Annotated in this window: 16 protein-coding genes and 1 tRNA gene; 12 read left to right on the forward strand and 5 right to left on the reverse strand. The window is 71.0% G+C overall.

The genetic code is table 11. The annotated features are described in order from the left end of the window. Positions 1-19: 19 nt before the first annotated feature. From ACFZBT_RS05095 to ACFZBT_RS05130, 8 genes are all read left to right on the forward strand, one after another. Positions 20-1,213: an inositol-3-phosphate synthase gene (locus ACFZBT_RS05095; RefSeq protein WP_391098439.1), complete on the forward strand. Its 1,194-nt coding sequence runs from the start codon at positions 20-22 to the stop codon at positions 1,211-1,213. Then, the gene (locus ACFZBT_RS05100; RefSeq protein ID WP_391098441.1) at positions 1,210-2,250 is read left to right on the forward strand and encodes an SCO3242 family prenyltransferase; all 1,041 of its coding nucleotides are present in this window, start codon (positions 1,210-1,212) and stop codon (positions 2,248-2,250) included. Before ACFZBT_RS05095 ends, ACFZBT_RS05100 begins: the two co-directional genes overlap by 4 nt. Next, positions 2,247-3,215 (forward strand): TIM barrel protein, encoded by a 969-nt coding sequence (locus ACFZBT_RS05105; RefSeq protein ID WP_391098443.1) that lies wholly within the window; start codon positions 2,247-2,249, stop codon positions 3,213-3,215. The genes ACFZBT_RS05100 and ACFZBT_RS05105 overlap by 4 nt, the downstream gene beginning before the upstream one ends. Continuing rightward, complete coding sequence (locus tag ACFZBT_RS05110; RefSeq protein ID WP_391098445.1) at positions 3,212-3,946, forward strand: EboA domain-containing protein; 735 nt, start codon at positions 3,212-3,214, stop codon at positions 3,944-3,946. The genes ACFZBT_RS05105 and ACFZBT_RS05110 overlap by 4 nt, the downstream gene beginning before the upstream one ends. Next, positions 3,946-4,866 carry a TatD family hydrolase gene (locus ACFZBT_RS05115; RefSeq protein ID WP_391098448.1) on the forward strand — a complete coding sequence of 307 codons (921 nt, stop codon included), beginning with the start codon at positions 3,946-3,948 and terminating at the stop codon, positions 4,864-4,866. Before ACFZBT_RS05110 ends, ACFZBT_RS05115 begins: the two co-directional genes overlap by 1 nt. A gap of 3 nt (positions 4,867-4,869) precedes the next feature. Beyond that, on the forward strand, positions 4,870-6,039 hold the full coding sequence (gene eboE / locus ACFZBT_RS05120) for a metabolite traffic protein EboE (protein ID WP_391098451.1): 1,170 nt from the start codon (positions 4,870-4,872) through the stop codon (positions 6,037-6,039). After that, positions 6,036-7,448 carry an alkaline phosphatase family protein gene (locus ACFZBT_RS05125; protein WP_391098453.1) on the forward strand — a complete coding sequence of 471 codons (1,413 nt, stop codon included), beginning with the start codon at positions 6,036-6,038 and terminating at the stop codon, positions 7,446-7,448. Before eboE ends, ACFZBT_RS05125 begins: the two co-directional genes overlap by 4 nt. Before the next feature lie 92 nt (positions 7,449-7,540). Further along, positions 7,541-8,584 (forward strand): TIM barrel protein, encoded by a 1,044-nt coding sequence (locus ACFZBT_RS05130; RefSeq protein ID WP_391098455.1) that lies wholly within the window; start codon positions 7,541-7,543, stop codon positions 8,582-8,584. Between the two features lie 85 nt (positions 8,585-8,669). On the opposite strand, the gene ACFZBT_RS05135 is transcribed toward ACFZBT_RS05130, so the two are convergent. From ACFZBT_RS05135 to ACFZBT_RS05150, 4 genes are all read right to left on the reverse strand, one after another. Then, a complete protein-coding gene (locus ACFZBT_RS05135) occupies positions 8,670-10,058 on the reverse strand; it encodes an MFS transporter (protein WP_391098458.1) in 1,389 nt (462 codons plus the stop codon). Positions 10,059-10,177: 119 nt separating this feature from the next. Next, entirely contained in the window at positions 10,178-12,322 is a 2,145-nt protein-coding gene (locus tag ACFZBT_RS05140) for an acetate--CoA ligase family protein (RefSeq protein ID WP_391098461.1), read from the reverse strand. Positions 12,323-12,326: 4 nt separating this feature from the next. Continuing rightward, the gene (gene frc / locus ACFZBT_RS05145; RefSeq protein ID WP_391098463.1) at positions 12,327-13,568 is read right to left on the reverse strand and encodes a formyl-CoA transferase; all 1,242 of its coding nucleotides are present in this window, start codon (positions 13,566-13,568) and stop codon (positions 12,327-12,329) included. Positions 13,569-13,577: 9 nt separating this feature from the next. Then, positions 13,578-15,260, reverse strand: coding sequence for a thiamine pyrophosphate-binding protein (locus tag ACFZBT_RS05150; RefSeq protein ID WP_391098466.1), 1,683 nt, complete (start codon positions 15,258-15,260; stop codon positions 13,578-13,580). Between the two features lie 143 nt (positions 15,261-15,403). Between ACFZBT_RS05150 and sucC the strand changes: the two genes are divergently transcribed. From sucC to ACFZBT_RS05165, 3 genes are read left to right on the forward strand one after another with little or no spacing between them, the layout of a single operon-like run. Next, positions 15,404-16,534, forward strand: a complete 1,131-nt coding sequence (gene sucC, locus ACFZBT_RS05155; protein ID WP_391098469.1) for an ADP-forming succinate--CoA ligase subunit beta — start codon at positions 15,404-15,406, stop codon at positions 16,532-16,534. 14 nt (positions 16,535-16,548) lie between these two features. Further along, positions 16,549-17,493 (forward strand): succinate--CoA ligase subunit alpha, encoded by a 945-nt coding sequence (gene sucD, locus ACFZBT_RS05160; protein ID WP_391098471.1) that lies wholly within the window; start codon positions 16,549-16,551, stop codon positions 17,491-17,493. A 43-nt stretch (positions 17,494-17,536) separates the two neighbouring features. After that, on the forward strand, positions 17,537-19,078 hold the full coding sequence (locus ACFZBT_RS05165) for an aldehyde dehydrogenase family protein (RefSeq protein ID WP_391098473.1): 1,542 nt from the start codon (positions 17,537-17,539) through the stop codon (positions 19,076-19,078). Positions 19,079-19,206: 128 nt separating this feature from the next. On the opposite strand, the gene ACFZBT_RS05170 is transcribed toward ACFZBT_RS05165, so the two are convergent. Further along, positions 19,207-20,547, reverse strand: coding sequence for a DUF2254 family protein (locus tag ACFZBT_RS05170; RefSeq protein WP_391098476.1), 1,341 nt, complete (start codon positions 20,545-20,547; stop codon positions 19,207-19,209). A 142-nt stretch (positions 20,548-20,689) separates the two neighbouring features. Here ACFZBT_RS05170 and ACFZBT_RS05175 point away from each other — a divergent pair. Beyond that, a tRNA-Leu gene (locus ACFZBT_RS05175) sits at positions 20,690-20,774 on the forward strand. Positions 20,775-20,836 lie beyond the last annotated feature (62 nt).

The following is a 20,836-nucleotide window of genomic DNA, read 5'->3' on the forward strand; positions in this document are numbered from 1 at the left end:
ACCGACCAGGAGGCTGCCCATGTCCGCGTCCGCGTCCCTCTCCCGACCGAGTACGGGGGTGTGGCTGATCGGAGCCCGAGGCTCCGTCGCCACCACCGTCGTCACGGGGTGCGCCGCCATCACCGCGGGACTGCACCCGCCCACCGGCATGGTGACCGAGACCCCGGCGTTCACCGACAGCGCCCTCCCCGCACTCTCCGGCCTCGTCTTCGGCGGCCACGACACCCTCGACTGCCCCCTCCCCAAACGCGCCGAGAACCTGACCGCCGGCGGTGTCCTCCCACCGGGCGTCGCCACGGCGGTGGCAGCCGACCTCGCCGCCGCCGACCGGGAGATCAGGCCCGGTGGCCCCACCCCGGGGGACACCAGGAGCGAGGCCGAGCTGATCGCGGCCTTCGCCGACGACATACGCGACTTCGCGCACCGCCACGCCCTGGAGCGGGTCGTGGTGGTGAACGTCGCCTCCACCGAACCCGCGTCCCAGGGCCGTCCCGACTCCCCGCTCCCCGCCAGCACCCTGTACGCGCTGGCGGCCCTGCGCGCGGGCTGCCCGTACGTCAACTTCACCCCCTCCGAGGGCATTCAGCACCCCATCGCCGCCCGCGAGGCCGAGCGGAGCGGCCTGCCGTACGCCGGCCGGGACGGCAAGACCGGACAGACCCTGCTGCGCGCCGTGCTGGGCCCGATGTTCGCGCAACGGGCACTGAGGGTCCGGGCCTGGTCCGGCACGAACCTGCTGGGCGGCGGCGACGGCGCCGCCCTCGCCGACCCGGCCGCCGCCGCGGCGAAGAACGCCGGCAAGGAACGCGTCCTCGCCGATACCCTCGGCACCGTCCCCGAGGGCGAGGTCCACATCGACGACGTCCCGGCTCTCGGCGACTGGAAGACCGCCTGGGACCACATCGCCTTCGACGGCTTCCTCGGCACCCGCATGATCCTCCAGACCATCTGGCAGGGCTGCGACTCGGCGCTCGCCGCACCCCTGGTGCTGGACCTGGCCCGCCTCACGGCTCGTGCCCACGAGGCAGGGCTCTCCGGTCCGCTCGACGCCCTCGGCTTCTACTTCAAGGACCCCGTCGGGGACGGACCGTCCGGCCTCACCGAGCAGTACGAGGAACTGCTCCGGTTCGGGCGGAGGCTGGGGCGGGCCCTTGGAGAGAGCCAGGGCACGGCGCCGCCGGAGCGCTTGGACGACGCGGGGGATGCGCTGTGACGCCGCGAGAAAGCTCCTGCCGGGGCTCAGCGGGCTCGTCCACAGCCGCTCCTCGAGGCGGCACCGGTGACACGGCCCCCCACGCATGCACCGGCCGGTCACAGCGCCCACGCGCCTGGGCCGAACTCCTGCGTCTGCCCGCCCTGTTCAGCGTCCCGGGCGACGCCCTGGCCGGCACGTCCGCGACCGGCGCGGCACCCAACGCCCGCACCCTGCTCGCCATCGGCTCCTCCCTCTGTCTCTACGAGGCCGGCATGGCCCTCAACGACTGGGCGGACCGCGACATCGACGCCGTCGAACGCCCGCACCGCCCCCTTCCCTCCGGCCGCATCCGCCCGGCCGCCGCGCTCACGGCGGCCTGCGCCCTCACCGGCGCCGGACTGGCCCTGGCCTCCTGCGCCGGCCGCCCCGCCCTGGCCGTCGCCGGTCCCCTCGCGGCGACCGTCTGGGCGTACGACCTCGGCCTGAAGCACACCCCCGCGGGCCCTGTGGCCATGGCCACGGCTCGTGGACTCGACCTGCTGTTGGGAGCCGCCGCAACGACCGGCCGCACTCGACGGGCGCTCCCCTCAGCGGCCCTCCTCGGCACCCACACCCTGGCCGTCACGACGGTCTCCCGTCAGGAAGCCCAGGGCGGCTCGCCACTGGCCCCCCTGGCGGCGCTCGCGACGACCGCCCTGCTGACCCGTGTGGTGGTGACGCACCGCCCCGCAGAGCACGGGGGGACAGCAACTCTTGACCACCTCGGGCCACGAGCGATTCGCCCTCGGGGACCTGCGCTCGGCCGGAAACCCGCGGCACACCTCACCACCGCTCTCGCGGCCGCCTACGTCGCGGCCACCGCCCGCCCCTACTTCCATGCCACGCTCAACCCCTCACCTCCGCTCACCCAACGAGCCGTCGGCGCCGGCGTCCGCGCCACGATCCCCCTCCAGGCCACCCTGGCCGCCCGCTCCAAGGGCACGGCCACGGCCCTCCTCATCGCGGCCCTGGCCCCGCTGGGAGCGAGGTTCGCGAAGAAGGTGAGTGTGACGTGACTCCAAGGACCTCTCCTCTTGTTCCGCTCCACCCCCTCCGCTTCGGCTACGGCACCAACGGTCTCGCCGACCTCCGGCTCGACGACGCGCTCTCCCTCCTCGCCGACCTCGGCTACGACGGCGTCGGTCTGACCCTCGACCACATGCACCTCGACCCGCTCGCCCCCGACCTCGCCACCCGCACCCGACGCGTAGCGCGGCGGCTGGACGCGCTCGGGCTGGGCGTCACGGTGGAGACGGGCGCCCGCTATGTGCTCGACCCGCGCCGCAAGCACGGCCCCTCCCTGCTGGACCCGGACCCCGGTGACCGGGCGCGCCGGGCCGACCTCCTCGTCACTGCCGTGCGGGTCGCGGCCGACCTCGGCGCCCACGCGGTCCACTGCTTCAGCGGCGTCCTCCCGGACGGCACCGACACGGACACCGCGTGGAAGCGCCTCGCCGAGACCCTCACACTCGTCCTGGACGCCGCCGCCTCCGCCGGCATCCCGCTCGCCGTCGAACCCGAACCGGGCCACCTGCTCGCCACCCTGGCCGACTTCCACCACCTCCGCCGCACGCTCGGCGATCCCGAGCCTCTCGGTCTCACGCTCGACCTCGGCCACTGCCAGTGCCTCGAACCCCTCTCTCCCGCCGACTGCGTGCGCGCCGCCGCCCCCTGGCTGCGCCACGTCCAGATCGAGGACATGCGGCGCGGCGTCCACGAGCACCTCCCCTTCGGAGACGGCGAGATCGACTTCCCGCCGGTCCTGGCGGCCCTCGCCGCCACCGGCTACCAGGGCCTGACCGTCGTCGAACTGCCCCGCCACTCCCACGCCGGACCGCACTTCGCCGCACACTCCCTCCCGTTCCTCCGCCACGCCGAGCAGGTCGCGGCCACCGCGTCGCCGCACCCGGCTCCGGCCTTCCAGCAGGCCGCGCCACCCCACGGCGCTCCCTCCGCCACCCCTGAAGGGAGCAGCAGATGACCCACCCCCGCGCCACGCCCGAGGCGAGAACCGAGAGCCCCACCCACACCGGCCAACCCGGTCCCGGCACCGCCCACACCCCCTCGCCCGCAGACCTCCGAGACCACCTCACAACCCACCTCGACCCGGCGGCCCGGTCCTGGCTCGACCACGCCCTCGACGAGGCCGCCGCCCACCCCGGAATCCACGGCCCGATCTCCCCATGGGAGCTGCGTCTCGCCGAGGCCGGCCGCCGCTGCGGTGCCGCGCACGCCGACGTAGCCCGGGTGCTCATCCTCCACGCTGCCCGCGCCGGCACCGACGCCCTGACCAGGGTGTACTTCCAGGGCACCGCCGACGAACGCCGCGCCGTCCTGCACGCCCTGCCCCACCTCGTGTCCGGCCCTGGCGCCCTGCCCCTCGTCGAGGACGCCCTGCGCACCAACGACACCCGGCTCCTCACCGCCGCCGTCGGCCCGTACGCCGCCCGGCACCTGGCCCCCCACGACTGGCGCCACGCCGTGCTGAAGTGCCTGTTCACCGGCGTCCCCGTCGAGCACGTGGCCGACCTGCCCCGGCGCGCCCACGGCGACGACGAACTCGCCCGCATGCTGGGCGACTACGCCACCGAGCGCACCGCCGCCGGCCGCACCGTCCCCGAGGACCTGTACCGCGTCCTGGACCTGACCGAGTCCGCCACCCCGGCCCACCGGACGGACGGCACGGACCACCCCCACGGCAAGGAGTCCTGATGCGCATCTTCGACCCCCACATCCACATGACCTCCCGGACCACCGACGACTACGAGGCCATGCACGCCGCCGGCGTCCGCGCCGTCGTCGAGCCCTCCTTCTGGCTCGGCCAGCCCCGCACCTCGCCCGCCTCCTTCCGCGACTACTTCGATGCCCTCCTCGGCTGGGAACCCTTCCGCGCAGCCCAGCACGGCATCGCGCACCACTGCACGATCGCCCTCAACCCCAAAGAGGCGAACGACCCGCGCTGTGTGCCCGTCCTGGACGAACTGCCCCGGTATCTCGTCAAGGACAACGTCGTGGCCGTCGGCGAGATCGGCTATGACTCGATGACCCCCGCCGAGGACACCGCCCTCGCCACGCAGCTCCAGCTCGCCGCCGACCACGGCCTGCCCGCCCTGGTGCACACTCCGCACCGCGACAAGCTCGCCGGTCTGCGCCGCACTCTCGACGCCGTCCGGGAGTCCGCACTGCCCCCGGAACGCGTCCTGGTCGACCACCTCAACGAGACCACCGTCAAGGAGGCCAAGGACAGCGGCTGCTGGCTGGGGTTCTCCGTCTATCCGGACACCAAGATGGACGAGGAACGGATGATCGCGATCCTGCGCGCCTACGGCACCGAGCAGGTCCTGGTGAACTCCGCCGCCGACTGGGGGAGGAGCGACCCCCTCAAGACCCGCAAGGTCGGCGACCTGATGCTGGCCGAGGGCTTCGACGAGGACGACATCGACCGGGTGCTGTGGCGCAACCCCGTCGCCTTCTACGGGCTGAGCGGCCGCCTGAACCTCGACGTCACCGGCACGGGGGCCACGCACGAGGGCAACTCCATCCTCCGCGGCGCCCCCAAGGACCCGCATGAACCGGATCCCGGCCCGGGAGGCGGCGACGAGCCGGCCCGCGTCCCCGTCGCGGAGGCGTGAACCATGCGCTTCCGCCACCCCGACGGGTCCACCGTCCACCTCGCCTACTGCACCAACGTCCACCCCGCCGAAACCCTCGACGGGGTCCTCGCCCAGCTCCGCGACCACTGCGAGCCCGTCCGCCGCAGGCTGGGCCGCGACCGGCTCGGGATCGGGCTGTGGCTCGCCAGGGACGCGGCCCACGCCCTGGTCAGCGACCCGGCCGCGGTGCGCGGCCTGCGCACCGAGCTCGACCGCCGCGGCCTCGAAGTCGTCACCCTCAACGGCTTCCCCTACGAGGGCTTCGGAGCCGAGGAGGTCAAGTACCGCGTCTACAAGCCGGACTGGGCCGACCCGGAGCGCCTCGACCACACCAGTGCCCTGGCCCGGGTCCTCGCAGGGCTCCTCCCCGACGACGTGGCCGAGGGCACCATTTCCACCCTGCCCCTGGCCTGGCGCACCGCGTATGACGACGAGCGCGCGGAGACCGCCCGCACCGCCCTGCGCACCCTCGCCGAACGCCTCGACGCCATCGAGGAACTGACCGGCCGCTCCATCCGCGTCGGCCTGGAACCAGAACCCGGCTGCGTCGTCGAGACCACCCGCGACGCCGTCGCCCCGCTCACCGCGATCGGACACGACCGCATCGGCATCTGCGTCGACACCTGCCATCTCGCCACCTCCTTCGAAGATCCGGACACCGCCCTGGACGCCCTCACCGAGGCCCGTGTCCCCGTCGTCAAATCCCAGCTCTCGGCCGCCCTGCACGCCGAACACCCTCATCTGCCCGAGGTCCGCGAGGCCCTCGAAGCGTTCGCCGAACCCCGCTTCCTGCACCAGACCCGTACCGCCACCGCCGCCGGCCTGCGCGCCACCGACGACCTCGACGAGGCCCTTGCGGGCCACGCCCTGCCCGACGGCGCACCCTGGCGCGCCCACTTCCACGTCCCCCTGCACGCGGCCCCCGCCGCGCCCCTCACCTCCACACTCCCGGTCCTGAAGTCCGCACTGACCCGGCTCGTCGGCGGCCCGGCCCCGCTCACCCGCCACCTGGAGGTCGAGACCTACACCTGGCAGGCCCTTCCCCCCGAGCTGCGCCCCCGGGGCCGCACCCAGCTAGCCGAGGGCATCGCCGCCGAACTCACCCTCGCCCGCGACCTGCTGACGGACCTCGGCCTGAAGGAGCTGCCGTGAGCACCCATGAGCACCCGGCCCCGGCCGCTCCGGGCCGCCCCACACCCCTCCTCGTCCTCGACGTCGTCGGCCTCACCCCCCGCCTCCTCGACCACATGCCCCGTCTCAAGGCGCTCGGGCAGTCCGGCTCCCGCGCCCCGCTGGGCACCGTCCTGCCCGCCGTCACCTGCGCCGCCCAGTCCACGTTCCTCACCGGCACCATGCCCTCGGAGCACGGCATCGTCGGCAACGGCTGGTACTTCCGCGAACTCGGCGACGTCCTCCTGTGGCGCCAGCACAACGGGCTCGTGGCCGGCGACAAGCTCTGGGACGCCGCCCGCCGCGCCCACCCCGGCTACACCGTCGCGAACATCTGCTGGTGGTACGCCATGGGCGCCGACACCGACTTCACCGTCACCCCCCGTCCGGTCTACTACGCCGACGGCCGCAAGGAGCCCGACTGCTACACCCGGCCGGCCGCGCTGCACGACGAACTCACCGAGAAGTTCGGCACGTTCCCCCTCTTCCACTTCTGGGGCCCCGGAGCCGACCTCGTCTCCAGCCGGTGGATCATCGACGCGACCCGCCACATCAACCGCACCCGGCACCCCGATCTGACGCTCTGCTACCTCCCTCACCTCGACTACGACCTGCAGCGCTTCGGTCCCGACGACCCACGCTCCCTGAAGGCGGCCGCCGACCTGGACGCCGCACTGGCCCCGCTGCTGGACGACGCCCGCGCCGAGGGCCGCACGGTCGTCGCGCTGTCCGAGTACGGCATCACCCCCGTGAGCCGGCCCGTCGACATCAACCGCGCTCTGCGCCGCGCCGGCCTGCTGGAGGTGCACACGCAGGACGGCATGGAGTACCTCGACCCGATGGCGTCACGTGCCTTCGCGGTCGCCGACCACCAGCTCGCCCACGTCTATGTGCGCCGCCCCGAGGACATCGACGCCACCCGGGCGGCCCTCGACGGACTGCCAGGTCTCGGCCAACTCCTCGACGACGAGGGCAAGAAGGCCCATCACCTCGACCATCCGCGCGCCGGCGAACTCGTCGCCGTCGCGGAACCCGACGCCTGGTTCACGTACTACTACTGGCTCGACGACGCCCGCGCGCCCGACTTCGCGCGACTCGTCGAGATCCACCGCAAACCCGGCTATGACCCGGTCGAACTCTTCATGGATCCCCTCGACCCCTACGTCAAGGTCAAGGCGGCCACCGCACTGGCACGCAAGAAGCTCGGCATGCGCTACCGCATGGCGGTCGTGCCCCTGGACCCCTCACCTATTCGCGGCAGCCACGGCCGCCTTCCGGCGAGCGACGACGACGGTCCGCTCCTCATCTGCTCCACCCCCCGTGCTGTCGGTGACCGCGTCGCGGCCACCGATGTGAAGTCACTGCTGCTCGAACTCGCCGGTCTCAGCTGAGGACAGAGCCTCAGTCCCTGTCTCAGTCCCGACTGGTCACAAGTGAAGCACTCACCACTGACAACGCCCCGCGATCACGAGGAGTTCCACGCATGAGCCGCTTCTCCCAGCCCGATCCCGAGCTCACCCACCGCCTCAGCAGACGCGGCATGCTCGGCGTCGCCGCCGGTACCACCGCCGCCGCCCTGCTCGGCGCCGCCGCCCCCGCGAGTGCCGCCACCGGCACCGCGTCGGCCGCCAAGGGCCACGGCCGTGGCCGTCCCGTGCTGCCGCCCGGCCGCCTCGGTATCCAGCTCTACAGCCTGCGCGACAAGGTCTCCACCCTCGGCTTCGGCCCCGTCTTCGCCGAACTCGAGAGATACGGCTACGACGAAGTCGAGTTCGCCGGCTACACCCAGGGCTCCGCGGGCCCCATCACGCTTGCCCAGCTCAAGCGGCTGGCCCGGAACCACGGCCTGAACCCGATCGGCAGCCACGTCGGCTACTACTCCAACGACCCGAACGCCTACACCTTCGCCCAGAACCTCACCAAGGTCCTCGACGACGCCCAGGCCCTCGGCCTCAAGCACATCGGCACGGCCGCGGGCCCCTTCCGCTACGGCTCCACTGTCGACGCCTGGAAGCGTGCCGCCGAGGACTTCAACACCTACGGCGCGGCGGCGAAGGCCCGGGGCATGAAGTTCTACCAGCACAACCACTCCGAGGAGTTCTCCTTCGCGACGGACAACCCCAAGGTCCGCCTCTACGACATCCTGCTCAAGGAGACCGACCCGGACCTCGTCTACCTGGAGATGGACATCTACTGGGCGTACGTCGGTCAGTTCCGCTTCTCCAAGCGGCCCGACGGCAAGCCCGCGCCGTTCGAACCGCTGAACTACGTCCTCAAGCAGCCCGACCGCTACCCGCTGTTCCATGTGAAGGACGGGGAGAGCGACCCGTCGAACCCGTACGGCTACAACATGACCGACGTGGGCGACGGCGACATCGACTACAAGCGCTTCATCTCCGCCGTCACCCGGCTGCGCGGCCACCGCATGGCCCACCACTGGCAGGCAGAGCACGACAACCCCGCCGAGTCCTTCACCTTCGCGCGCCGCTCCAGCGCGCACCTGCACTCCCTGAGGGAGAAGTGCTGAGGGCAGGACCGGCATGAGGAGGCCCCTCCCGCACCCGGGAGGGGTCTCCTCACACGTGGGTCGGTCGCCCACGGGCGGGGGACCGTCAGGCGGTGTCCTCGCCGAGCGGTCGCGGGTTGGGGGAGATGCGACGCGTTTCCTTGTCGCGTCCCGGCGGATTGAGGAACAGCGCCACGCAGCCGGCGAAGAGCGAGATCGAGCCGGCCAGGATGAAGGCACCGGAGTGCCCCCAGGCACCGACGACCACGGCACCCATGCCCGCGCCCAGACCGGAGACGAGCTTGGCGCTGTAGACCATGCCGTAGTTGGACGCGTTGTTGTTCTCACCGAAGTAGTCGGCGGTGAGGGCCGCGAACATCGGGAAGATGGCGCCGCCGCCGAAGCCGGAGATCGCGGAGAAGATCAGGAACAGTGGCAGGTTCTTGCTGTCCGCCGACCAGAGGATGCCGAACTGGGCGAGGCCCAGGATGACGCACACGGCGAGCAGGCACCGCTTGCGGCCGTAGAGGTCGGAGAGCCAGCCGATGACGCCTCGGCCGGTTCCGTTGACGACAGCCTTCAGGGACATCGCCGTGGCCACGATCCCGCCCGCGAATCCGGCCTCCTCGCCGATGTCCACCTGGAAGGCGATACCGAAGATGTTCACGCCGGACGTGCACGCCAGACAGAACCACATCAGGGCCACCCGGCCGGTCTTCCACGCCTCCCTGGGGGTGTACTGGCGGACCGCCGGCGGGTTCATCCGCAGCGAGCGGGCCGCGCGCGGGTCGGCGGGCGGGTTGAGCGGGTCGATCGCGGCCGGCCACCAGTTCTTCGGCGGGTCCTTGAAGAAGTAGCCGGAGAACGCGACGATTCCGGCCAGGAACAGGCCCACCGAGACCAGCACCCAGCGGAAGTTCGTCAGATCCATGTAGCCGTTGAAGAGGAAGACGAAGGGCACCGAGCCGTAGGCGAAACCGCCGTTGACGAAGCCGGTCTTGCCGCCCTTGCGCTCCGGGTACCACTTGCCGACCATGTTGACGCAGGTGGCGTACACCATGCCCGCGCCCATGCCGCTGAACATGCTGAAGCCGATGTAGGCGAAGACGACGTGCGGCGCGAACGCCAGCGACAGATAGCCCAGCAGGGTGCCCGCCGCCCCGCACATCATCGCCCAGCGGGCCGGCAGCCTGCCGCTCTCACGCAGCTTGCCCGCGGGGAAGGCAACCGCGGCCTGGAAGAAGACCCAGACGGTCATCATCCAGAAGATGTGCATGCTGTTCCAGCTGTGCGCCGTGTGCAGGGTGTCCTCGGCGGAGGCGAACGCGTACTCGGCGGAGGAGATGCCCATCATGCCGATCCACGGCAGGATCACCATCCACTTGCGTTTGCGCCCCATGATGTCGATGTCGGATTCGCCGACGCGATAGACGCGTCCGTTCTTGTCGGTCACCTCGCGATAGGCGGCGACCCGTGGAACGTCGGTGGTTGTCACGTGGATTGCACCCCTTGCGTCGAAAGATCTGGCCAGCGCCCCCTGTCCCATGCCTTTCGTGCGCGTACGGGTCCCGGGCCGGCCGACGCGCACCGTCGGCCGGCCCCCGCTCCCTCACCTCATGTACCGCCCCCCAGCACCCCCGCCTCCCGCGCCCAGCGGTACTTGGCGCCGAGCACGGCCACCGGCTTCTCGGTCGTGTACGGGTACGCCACGACCCCGTGCTCGAAGAGGTACTGGCAGGCCTCCTCGACCTCCACATCGCCCGCGAGCGACGCCACCACCGGCTTTTCGATCCCGCGCTCCCGGAACTCGGCCACCACGCGCGCGGTGAGCTCCGCGAAGACCATCGGAGGGGTGACGATGGTGTGCCAGTAGCCGAGGACGAGCGCGTGGATGCGCGGGTCCTCCATCCCCAGCCGGATCGTCGCCTCGTACGTCGACGGCGGCTCGCCCCCGGTGATGTCCACCGGGTTGCCGGCGGCCCCGAAGGGCGGGATGAACTTCCGGAACGCCTCGTCCAGATCGGGCGGGATCTCCATCAGCGACAGGCCGTTGTCCGTCACCGCGTCCGAGAGCAGCACGCCGCTGCCCCCGGCTCCCGTGATGATCACGACGTTGTCGCCCTGGGGGGCGGGAAGCACCGGCAACGCACGCGCGTACTCCAGCATCTCGTTCAGCCCGGGGGCCCGGATGACCCCGGCCTGCCGCAGGATGTCGTCGTACACGGCGTCGTCGCCCGCCAGGGCACCCGTGTGCGACCCGGCCGCCTTCGCGCCCGCCGCCGTACGCCCCGCCTTCAGCACGACCACCGGCTTCTTCGGCACGGTCGCCCGCGCGGCCTCCACGAAGGCACGCCCGTCCTTGAGGTCCTCCAGGTGCATCGCGATGCACTGGGTGTTGGGGTCCTCCCCGAACCAGGTCAGCAGGTCGTCCTCGTCCAGGTCCGACTTGTTGCCGAGCCCCACGATCGCCGACACACCCGTCTTGGTGGTGCGGGCGAAGCCCAGGATCGCCATCCCGATGCCGCCCGACTGCGAGGTCAGCGCGACTCCGCCCTTGACGTCGTACGGCGTGCAGAACGTGGCGCAGAGGTCCTGCCAGGTGGAGTAGTAGCCGTAGATGTTCGGGCCCAGCAGCCGTACGCCGTGCCGCTCGGCGATCTCCACGATCTCCGCCTGGAGTTCGTGCTCACCGGTCTCCGCGAAGCCGGAGGGGATCAGCACGGCGTTCGGGATCTTCTTGCGTCCCACCTCCTCCAGGGCCGAGGCCACGAACTTGGCGGGGATCGCGAAGACCGCCACATCGACCTCACCGGGGACGTCCGTGACACTCTTGTACGCCTTGCGGCCCAGAATGTCATCGGCCTTGGGATTCACCGGGTGGATGTCCCCGGCGAAGCCCCCGTCGACGAGGTTGCGCATCACGGAGTTGCCGATCTTGCCCTGCTCGTTGGAGGCGCCGATCACGGCGACCGAGCCCGGCTGCATCAGCCGGCGCATGGACGTGAGGATCTCGTCCCTGGAGTACCGCCGGCGGGGCGGGGGCTGCGACTCGGCGAGGATCACCCGGATGTCGGCCGCGACGGCCCCCTCCGCGGTCGCGATCACCGGATTGAGGTCCACCTCGGCGATCTCCGGGAAGTCCGCGACGAGTTCGGACACCCGCCGGATCTGCTCGGCCACGGCCCACCGGTCCACACCCGCCTGGCCGCGCACCCCGCGCAGGATCTCCGCCGAGCGGATCGAGTCCAGCATCGACAGCGCCTCGTCGGCGTCCACCGGGGCGAGCCGGAAGGTGACGTCCTTCAGGACCTCGACGAGCACCCCGCCGAGCCCGAACGCGACCACCTTCCCGAACGTCGGGTCCGTGACCGCGCCGACGATGACCTCCTGCCCCTTCGGCAGCAGCTCCTGCACCTGCACACCGTCGATGCGGGCAACGGCGTCGTAGGCGCGCGCGTTGTGGATGATGGTGTGGAACGCGGCCCGTACGTCCGCGGCGCCCTCGACGCCGACGACGACCCCGCCCGCGTCGGTCTTGTGCAGGATGTCCGGCGAGACGATCTTCATCACGACGGGCCCGCCGAAGCGCGCCGCGAACGCCACGGCCTCCTCGACGTCGGTCGCCAGCTCCTCGCCCGGTACGGCGATCCCGTACGCGTCGGCGATCACCTTGCCCTCGGGCGCGGTCAGCGCGGTCCGCCCCTCGGCCCGCACGGAGTCGAGGAGGCCGCGCACCCGCAGAAGGCGGTCTTCTGCCATCACGTCAGATCACTCCGTTCGACTTGAGCAGACGCACTTCCTCGTCACCGAGACCGAGTTCGCCGACGTAGACCTCTTCGTTGTGCTCGCCGAGCAGCGGTGAACCGGTCACCTCGACGGGGGAGTCGGACAGCTTGAGCGGGCTGCCGACCGTCACGAACTCGCCCCGCTGCGGATGCGGAACGGTGACGACCATCTCGTTGGCGACCAGCGACCGGTCCTCGATGATCTCCCGGGTGGACAGGATCGGCCCGCACGGGATGTTGTGCGCGTTGAGCCGCTCCAGCACCTCCCACTTGGGCAGCGTCGAGGACCACTCCTCGATCAGCTGGAACATCTTGTTCAGCTTGGGCAGCCGCGCCTCGGGCGTCGCCCACTCCGGGTCGTCGGCCAGCTCGGGCCGGCCGATGAGCTCGCTGATCGGCTGCCAGCCGACGGGCTGCACGATGACGTACACGTAGTCGTTCGGGCCGCCCGGCGCGCACTTGACCGCCCAGCCGGGCTGGCCGCCACCGGACGCGTTTCCGGACCTGGGAACCTCGTCGCCGAAGTCGTCGTTGGGATATTCACGGAGCGGGCCATGTGCCAGCCGCTGCTGATCCCTCAGCTTCACCCGGCAGAGGTTGAGGACGGCATGCTGCATGGCCACGTTGACCCGCTGACCGCGCCCGGTGTTCTCCCGCTGGAACAGCGCCGCGAGAATCCCCGCCACGGCGTGCACACCCGTCCCCGAGTCCCCGATCTGGGCCCCCGTCGCCAGCGGCGGCCCGTCCTCTAAACCGGTGGTCGACATCGACCCGCCCATGGCCTGAGCGACGACCTCGTACGCCTTGAAGTTGGTGTACGGGCCCTCACCGAACCCCTTGATGGAGGCATAGACGATCCGTGGATTGATCTCCTGGATGCGGTCCCAGGTGAAGCCCATCCGGTCGACCGCGCCAGGTCCGAAGTTCTCGACCATGACGTCGGAGCGCCGGATCAACTCGGTGAGGATCTCCTTGCCGCGTTCGGTCTTGGTGTTGAGGGTGATGCTCCGCTTGTTGCAGTTGAGCATCGTGAAGTACAGGGAGTCGACGTCCGGCAGGTCACGCAGCTGCTTGCGCGTGATGTCACCGGTCGGCGCCTCCAGCTTGACGACGTCCGCGCCGAGCCAGGCGAGCAGCTGGGTCGCGGAGGGCCCGGACTGGACGTGGGTCATGTCCAGGACGCGGATGCCTTCGAGGGCCTTGGTGGACGGAGCAGTCATCGGGGCACCTCACTTGTACATGGTCTGGTTCATGGTTCCGGGGGCGTACGCGTCGGGGTCGACCCAGACGTTGATCAGCGACGGCTTGCCGGACTCACGGGCGCGCCGCAGAGCCGGGCCGATGTCGGCGGGGTCGCGGACCTCCTCGCCGTAACCGCCCAGCATCTGGGCGAACTTGTCGTAGTGGACATCGCCGAGGGTGTTGCCGATCCGCTCGCGGTCCTTGCCGTACTTGGCGGCTTGGCCGTAGCGGATCTGGTTCATGGAGGAGTTGTTGCCGACGATGCCGACGAACGGGAGGTCGTAGCGGACGAGCGTCTCGAAGTCCCAGCCGGTGAGGGAGAACGCGCCGTCGCCGAAGAGCGCGACGACCTCCTTGTCGGGCCGTGCCCGCTTGGCCGCGAGCACGAAGGGGACGCCGACGCCGAGCGTGCCCAGGGGACCGGGGTCCATCCAGTGCCCGGGTGACTTGGGCTGTACGACCTGCCCGGAGAAGGTGACGATGTCGCCGCCGTCGCCGATGTAGATCGAGTCCTCGGTGAGGAAGTCGTTGATCTCGCTGACCAGGCGGTACGGGTGGATGGGCGAGGCGTCCGACCTCAGGCTCGGCAGCCGCTTCTCCAGAGCGGTCTGCTCGGCCGCCCGCAGCTCGTCCAGCCACTCCTTGCGCCTGGACGCACCACCGTTGACGCGTCCGGAGGCCGCCTCGGTCACCGCCTTCAGCACCAGCCCGGCGTCGCCCACGATGCCGAGGTCGATGTCCCGGTTCTTGCCGACCGTGCGGTAGTCGAGGTCGATCTGCACGACGGTCGCCTCCGGCGACAGCCGCTTGCCGTAGCCCATGCGGAAGTCGAAGGGCGTCCCGACGATGACGATGACGTCGGCGTTGGAGAAGGCGTACCGGCGCGAGAGCTGGAAGTGGTGCGGGTCGCCGGGTGGGAGAGTGCCGCGTCCGGCGCCGTTCATGTACGCCGGGACGTTCAGCGTGCGCACCAGCTCGATGGCCGGTTCAATGCCCCGGGTCGTCCACACCTGGCTGCCGAGGAGGATGGCCGGCTTCTCGGCGTGCACCAGCAGGTCGGCGAGCTTCTCGATCGCCTCGGGGTCGCCGGCCGAGCGGGTCGAGGCGCGGTAGGCGCCGGACTGCGGCACGCGGGCCTTGGCCGCGGGCACCTTGGCGTCCAGAACGTCACGCGGGATCTCCAGGAAGGAGGGACCGGGCGCGCCGTGGAAGCACTCGCGGAACGCCATGGACACCATGTCGGCGGCGCGCGCCGTGTCCGGCACGGTCGCCGCGAACTTGGTGATGGGGTTCATCATGTCGACGTGCGGCAGGTCCTGGAGGGACCCCATCTTGTGCTGGGTGAGAGCCCCCTGACCGCCGATCAGCAGCATGGGGGACTCCGCGCGGAAGGCGTTGGCGACACCGGTGACGGCGTCGGTCGTCCCCGGGCCCGCGGTGACCACCGCGCAGCCGGGCTTGCCGGTGATGCGCGCGTAGCCGTCGGCGGCGTGGGCGGCGACCTGTTCGTGGCGTACGTCGACGACCTCGATGCCCTCGTCGACGCAGCCGTCGTAGATGTCGATGATGTGGCCGCCGCACAGCGTGTAGATGCGGTCGACCCCCTCGGCCTTCAGCGCCTTGGCTACGAGATGACCACCGGAAATCACGTCCTGGGTGTCGTCGGGCATGGCGAAGTCCTGTCCCTTCGTAGGGGGTTGGAACGGCTCGCGGTACATTGCATACAGTCGACGAATACTGTATGAAGCTTGTTATCCCGCATCCGATGGGTGGTGTCCAGGGGGCGTGCGGCACTTTTAGACAGGAGCCGAAAGTGGACCTGTACGAACACCAGGCAAGGGAACTCTTCGAGGAACACGGCATCTTGGTGCCGCGGGCCGAGGTCACCGGCTCGCCCGCGGAGGCACGTGACATCGCACGCCGGCTCGGCGGTCGTGTCGTGGTCAAGGCCCAGGTGAAGACCGGTGGCCGTGGCAAGGCGGGCGGGGTGAGACTTGCCGCCGATCCCGCCGCCGCCGAGCTCACCGCCCGTCAGATCCTGGGCATGGACATCAAGAGCCACACCGTCGGCAAGGTGATGCTGGCTCAACCCGTCGACTTTGAGGCCGAGTTCTACGTCTCCTATGTACTCGACCGCGCGGCGGGCCGCTTCCTCGCCATCGCCTCCGCCGAGGGAGGCATGGACATCGAGGAGGTCGCCGCAACCCGCCCCGCGGCCGTGGCCCGCATCCCCGTCGACCCGGCCGAGGGCGTCACCTCGGCGAAGGCCGGCGAGATCGCCGAGGCGGCCGGGCTGCCACCGCAGACCGTCGACGTCCTCATACGTCTCTGGGACGTCCTGGTCCGCGAGGACGCCCTGCTCGTCGAGGTGAATCCGCTCGTCCGCACCCGGAAGGGGCAGATCCTCGCCCTCGACGGCAAGGTCACCCTCGACGACAACGCCCGGTTCCGGCAGGTGCGATGGGGGGCAGACGGCAGAGCGCACGACGACGACCTCGAGGCCGCCGCAGCCGCCAAGGGCCTCAACTACGTCAAGCTCGACGGCGAGGTCGGCATCATCGGCAACGGCGCCGGACTCGTCATGTCGACCCTGGACGTGGTCGCGGGCTGCGGCGCACGCCCCGCCAACTTCCTCGACATCGGCGGCGGAGCGAGCGCCCAGGTCATGGCCGACGGACTGTCGCTGATCCTCTCCGACCCGGATGTGAAGTCCGTCTTCGTCAATGTCTTCGGCGGGATCACCGCCTGCGACGCGGTCGCCGACGGCATCGTCCGGGCCCTGAACACCGTCCGCCTCACCAAACCGCTCGTCGTGCGCCTCGACGGCAACAACGCGGCCAGAGGCCGGGCCGTCCTCGACGAGCACGCACATCCGCTGGTCCAACAGGTCACCACCATGGACGGCGCCGCCCGCCGCGCCGCCGAACTCGCCACCGCGGCCTGAGGAGAGGGAACGCCATGGCCATCTACCTCACCAAGGAGAGCAAGGTCCTCGTCCAGGGCATGACCGGCGGCGAGGGCATGAAGCACACCCGGCGCATGCTCGCGGCCGGCACGAACGTCGTCGGCGGTGTCAATCCGCGCAAGGCGGGCCGCACGGTCGACTTCGACGTCCCCCAGTGCCTTAAGGGCCTGGGAGGTGCCCCCAGTGCCGTGCCGGTCTTCGGTTCGGTCGCCGACGGCATGCGTGCGACCGGAGCGGACGTCACCGTCGTCTTCGTGCCGCCCGCCTTCGCCGAGGCGGCCGTCGTCGAAGCCGCCGACGCGGGCATCGGCCTCGCGGTCGTCATCACCGAGGGCATCCCCGTCCACGACTCCGTCGCCTTCACCGCGTACGCCAAGGAGCAGGGCACCCGTGTCGTCGGACCCAACTGCCCGGGCATCATCACCCCCGGCCAGTCCAACGCGGGCATCATCCCGGCCGACATCACCAAGCCGGGCCGTATCGGCCTGGTCTCCAAGTCGGGCACGCTGACGTACCAGCTCATGTACGAACTGCGCGACATCGGCTTCTCCACGTGCGTCGGTATCGGCGGCGACCCGGTCGTCGGCACCACGCACATCGACTGCCTCGCCGCCTTCCAGGACGACCCCGACACCGAACTGATCGTCCTCATCGGCGAGATCGGAGGCGACGCGGAGGAACGCGCGGCGGCGTACATCCGCGAGCACGTCACCAAGCCGGTCGTCGGCTACATCGCCGGGTTCACCGCACCCGAGGGCAAGACCATGGGCCACGCGGGCGCGATCGTGTCCGGCTCGTCCGGCACCGCACAGGCGAAGAAGGAGGCGCTGGAGGCGGTCGGTGTGAGGGTGGGAAGCACCCCGACCGAGACCGCGAAGCTCGTCCTCGCACGCCTGGAAGATCACGAACAGCACCCCACAGCTCACAACAGCAGCTGACATGAGCCCGCCCCCGACTGTGCACCGAGAGCGGAGCAACCCCATGGCACCCACCCTCACCCTCAAACCCGGCACATCCTGGCCCGATGCGTGGCGGCGCTGCCTCGCCGCCGCGCCCGAGGCCTTCCGCGACGACCGGATCCTCAACCTCTGGAACTGCGGCTGGCAGGCCGACGGCAGGGTCCTGCCCGCCGCCAGCCCGGTCGACGGCAGCCCCATCGCCGGTCCGCCGCGCCTGGACGGGGCCACCGCCCGTCAGGCCGTGCGCGCCGCCCTCGACCAGCACCGCGCCTGGCGTCACGTCCCCCTGCCGGAGCGCGGGGCCCGCGTCGCCGCCACGCTCGACGCCCTCGCCGAACACCGCCGGCTGCTCGCGCTCCTGCTCGTCTGGGAGATCGGCAAGCCCTGGCGGCTCGCCCTGGCGGACGTCGACCGGGCCATCGACGGGGTCCGCTGGTACGTCGACGGCATCGAACCGATGCTCGCCGGACGGGCCCCGCTCGACGGCCCGGTTTCCAACATCGCCAGCTGGAACTACCCGATGAGCGTGCTCGTTCACGCATTACTGGTACAGGCATTGGCAGGCAACGCGGTCATCGCCAAGACCCCGACCGACGGCGGCGCCGCCTGTCTGACCCTGGCCAGCGCTCTCGCCGCGCGCGAGGGGATTCCCGTGACCCTCGTCAGCGGCAGCGGAGGCGAGCTGTCCCAGGCGCTGGTGCGGGCGCCCGAGATCGGCTGCGTCTCCTTCGTCGGCGGCCGCGACACCGGCGCCGCGGTGGCCACGGCCGTCGCCGACCTCGGCAAACGACACGTACTCGAACAGGAAGGACTCAACACCTGGGGCATCTGGAACTACTCCGACTGGGACGCGCTCACCGCGCTGGTCCCCAAGCTCTTCGACTACGGCAAGCAGCGCTGCACGGCGTACCCGCGTTTCGTCGTCCAGCGGCACCTGTTCGACGCGTTCCTGGCGGCCTACCTCCCGGCGGTCCGCGAGGTCAGTGTCGGCCACCCGCTCGCCGTCGAGAAGCCCGACGACCCGTATGCCGAGCTGGACTTCGGGCCGGTGATCAACGCCGCCAAGGCGAAGGAGCTCCAGGACCAGGTCGCCGAGGCGATCGAGCGAGGCGCCGTGCCCCTGCACCGCGGCAGCCCGGCCGACGCCCGCTTCCTGCCCGGCCAGGACACCTCGGCCTACGTCCAGCCGGTCACGCTCCTCAACCCGCCCGCGTCCTCTCCGCTGCACCACGCGGAGCCGTTCGGCCCGGTCGACACCATCGTCCTGGTCGACACGGAGGCGGAGCTGCTCGCGGCGATGAACGCCTCGAACGGCGCGCTCGTGGCCACGCTGTCCACGGACGACCGGGCGACCTACGAGCGGCTCGCCCCGCACATCCGCGCCTTCAAGGTCGGCCACGGCCGGCCCCGTTCCCGCGGTGACCGCGACGAGCTCTTCGGCGGGCTCGGCGCGTCCTGGCGCGGCGCGTTCGTCGGCGGCGAGTTGCTGGTGCGCGCGGTGACGCGGGGACCGGCGGGGGAGCGGCTGCCGGGCAACTTCCCGGAGTACCAGCTGTTGCCGTGAGAAGGAGCCGCTGTCCACGACGCCGGTTCGCCATGCGGTCCCACCCCGTGGGCGCCGGCGTCGCACATCGCCGCGGCCTCGGCTCAGCGGACCCCTGAGCCGAGGCCGCGGCCGATCGTCCGCCGCCGTCAGCCGATCCCCTGCCGGTCCGGACGCAAGGCGAACGCGCGGTCCGCGGGGGACGCTTCGGCCTGGTCGACCGCCTGGCGGAGCAGTTCGCGGTGGCGCAGCAGCGGCTCACGCCGCTCCGCCGGCACGAGCAGCAGCAGGTCGTCCAGTCCTGCCAGCATGCGCCGGGAGACCTGCGGGCTCCCGATGGCGCACCCCCGCACCTCGGTGAACCCCAGGTCCACCAACTCGGTCCACCCCGGCACGGGCTGCACCAGCCGCACCGCACCGGCCCGGTCCCGGTGCAGGGCGGCGTCCAGTGGGCGTCGGCTCAGCGACGCCAGGAACTGGATGACGCGGTCCAGTGCCTGTACGGCGGTGGTCGGATCGTTGATCGCGGGCGACAGGGCGCGCAGCGCGATGTCGGACAACTGGCGCAGTCCGAAACCGAGGTCCTGGTGGTAGGTCCGCTCCACCCCGACCGAGGCCGTGTAGCGCAGCGCCCCGCGCGGCGGGGCCGGACCGCCGTGGACGGCCAGCACGGGTGTACCGGGCACCACGAAGTCACCGATCCGCGGGATCAGCCGCAGCACCACCCCGTGCTTGCGCGCCACCCGCACCAACCGCGCGATGTGCACGTCACGCAGCACACCCGCCCGGCCCTCGTGCGGAACCCACGCGGTCGCGGGACCGAGCGGGGCGGGGTCGTGCCCCTCGTGAGCGCCCGGCGGCACGGGCATGGAGGCCGCCACCCGGAAGGACTCCGTGGCGATCCGCGCGATGACATGGCTGATCCGCATCAGCCGCAGGGTGGTGTTCACGTACAGCACGAAGAGGAACAGGCTCAGCGCGACCATGCAGAGGGTGAGCACCGACTGCACCAGCGGCACCGATGTCACGGCGCGGGGATCGTCGGCGGTGTCGAAGGAGGTCAGGACCAGCAGGGTGAGTACGAAGGTCGCCAAGAACACCGCGAAGGTCGCCTTGGTGATCCGGCTCCGCACGAAGAGCCGCACCACGCGGGGGGTGAACTGCCCGCTCGCCATCTGCACGGCCACCAGCGAGATGCTGAAGACCACACCGATGAAGGTCATCATCGCCGAGCCGACCGCGGTCACGACGGCCTTCGCGTCGTCCGCGAACCGCAGCAGCTCGTCCAGGGTCTCGTAGTCGCCGTCCTCGCGGAGCGCGTCGACGATGACCGTGTCGAGCACCTGCGCCCCCACCCAGACGACGAAGACGCTCGCCATGGCCAGGGTGGGAGCGAACCAGAACGTGTCCCGCAGATGCTCCCTGAGCGGCGACAGCGCACGAGGGCGGCGACCCGGAGCGGGGCTCTGCGTAACCATCCAGTCACTCATGGTGTGACCCTAGGGGTATCGGGCCGCGAGGTCCCGGACCCCCGCCAGACGGACGGAAACGCAGGTGAAAGGCACTCCGAAACCTTGGTATTGTTGTCCATGTCGCCGCGGGGAACACCCCTGGCAAGGCGGCGAACACCTGGTCCGGGTGGCGGAATGGCAGACGCGCTAGCTTGAGGTGCTAGTGCCCTTTATCGGGCGTGGGGGTTCAAGTCCCCCCTCGGACACAGACCAGCTCGGGCGGGTCGAGGTTCTCCTCGACCCGCCCGAGCTGTTGTGCGTGGGCCCC

The sequence above is a fragment of the Streptomyces sp. NPDC008137 genome (assembly GCF_042957035.1).
Lineage (GTDB): Bacteria > Actinomycetota > Actinomycetes > Streptomycetales > Streptomycetaceae > Streptomyces.

Coding starts and splice junctions, on each gene's coding strand:
- ACFZBT_RS05095 (WP_391098439.1), top strand. CDS start 20: ATGTCCGCGTCCGCGTCCCTCTCCCGACCGAGTACGGGGGTGTGGCTG.
- ACFZBT_RS05110 (WP_391098445.1), top strand. CDS start 3,212: ATGACCCACCCCCGCGCCACGCCCGAGGCGAGAACCGAGAGCCCCACC.
- ACFZBT_RS05115 (WP_391098448.1), top strand. CDS start 3,946: ATGCGCATCTTCGACCCCCACATCCACATGACCTCCCGGACCACCGAC.
- eboE (WP_391098451.1), top strand. CDS start 4,870: ATGCGCTTCCGCCACCCCGACGGGTCCACCGTCCACCTCGCCTACTGC.
- ACFZBT_RS05130 (WP_391098455.1), top strand. CDS start 7,541: ATGAGCCGCTTCTCCCAGCCCGATCCCGAGCTCACCCACCGCCTCAGC.
- ACFZBT_RS05140 (WP_391098461.1), bottom strand. CDS start 12,322: ATGGCAGAAGACCGCCTTCTGCGGGTGCGCGGCCTCCTCGACTCCGTG.
- frc (WP_391098463.1), bottom strand. CDS start 13,568: ATGACTGCTCCGTCCACCAAGGCCCTCGAAGGCATCCGCGTCCTGGAC.
- ACFZBT_RS05150 (WP_391098466.1), bottom strand. CDS start 15,260: ATGCCCGACGACACCCAGGACGTGATTTCCGGTGGTCATCTCGTAGCC.
- sucD (WP_391098471.1), top strand. CDS start 16,549: ATGGCCATCTACCTCACCAAGGAGAGCAAGGTCCTCGTCCAGGGCATG.
- ACFZBT_RS05165 (WP_391098473.1), top strand. CDS start 17,537: ATGGCACCCACCCTCACCCTCAAACCCGGCACATCCTGGCCCGATGCG.
- ACFZBT_RS05170 (WP_391098476.1), bottom strand. CDS start 20,547: ATGAGTGACTGGATGGTTACGCAGAGCCCCGCTCCGGGTCGCCGCCCT.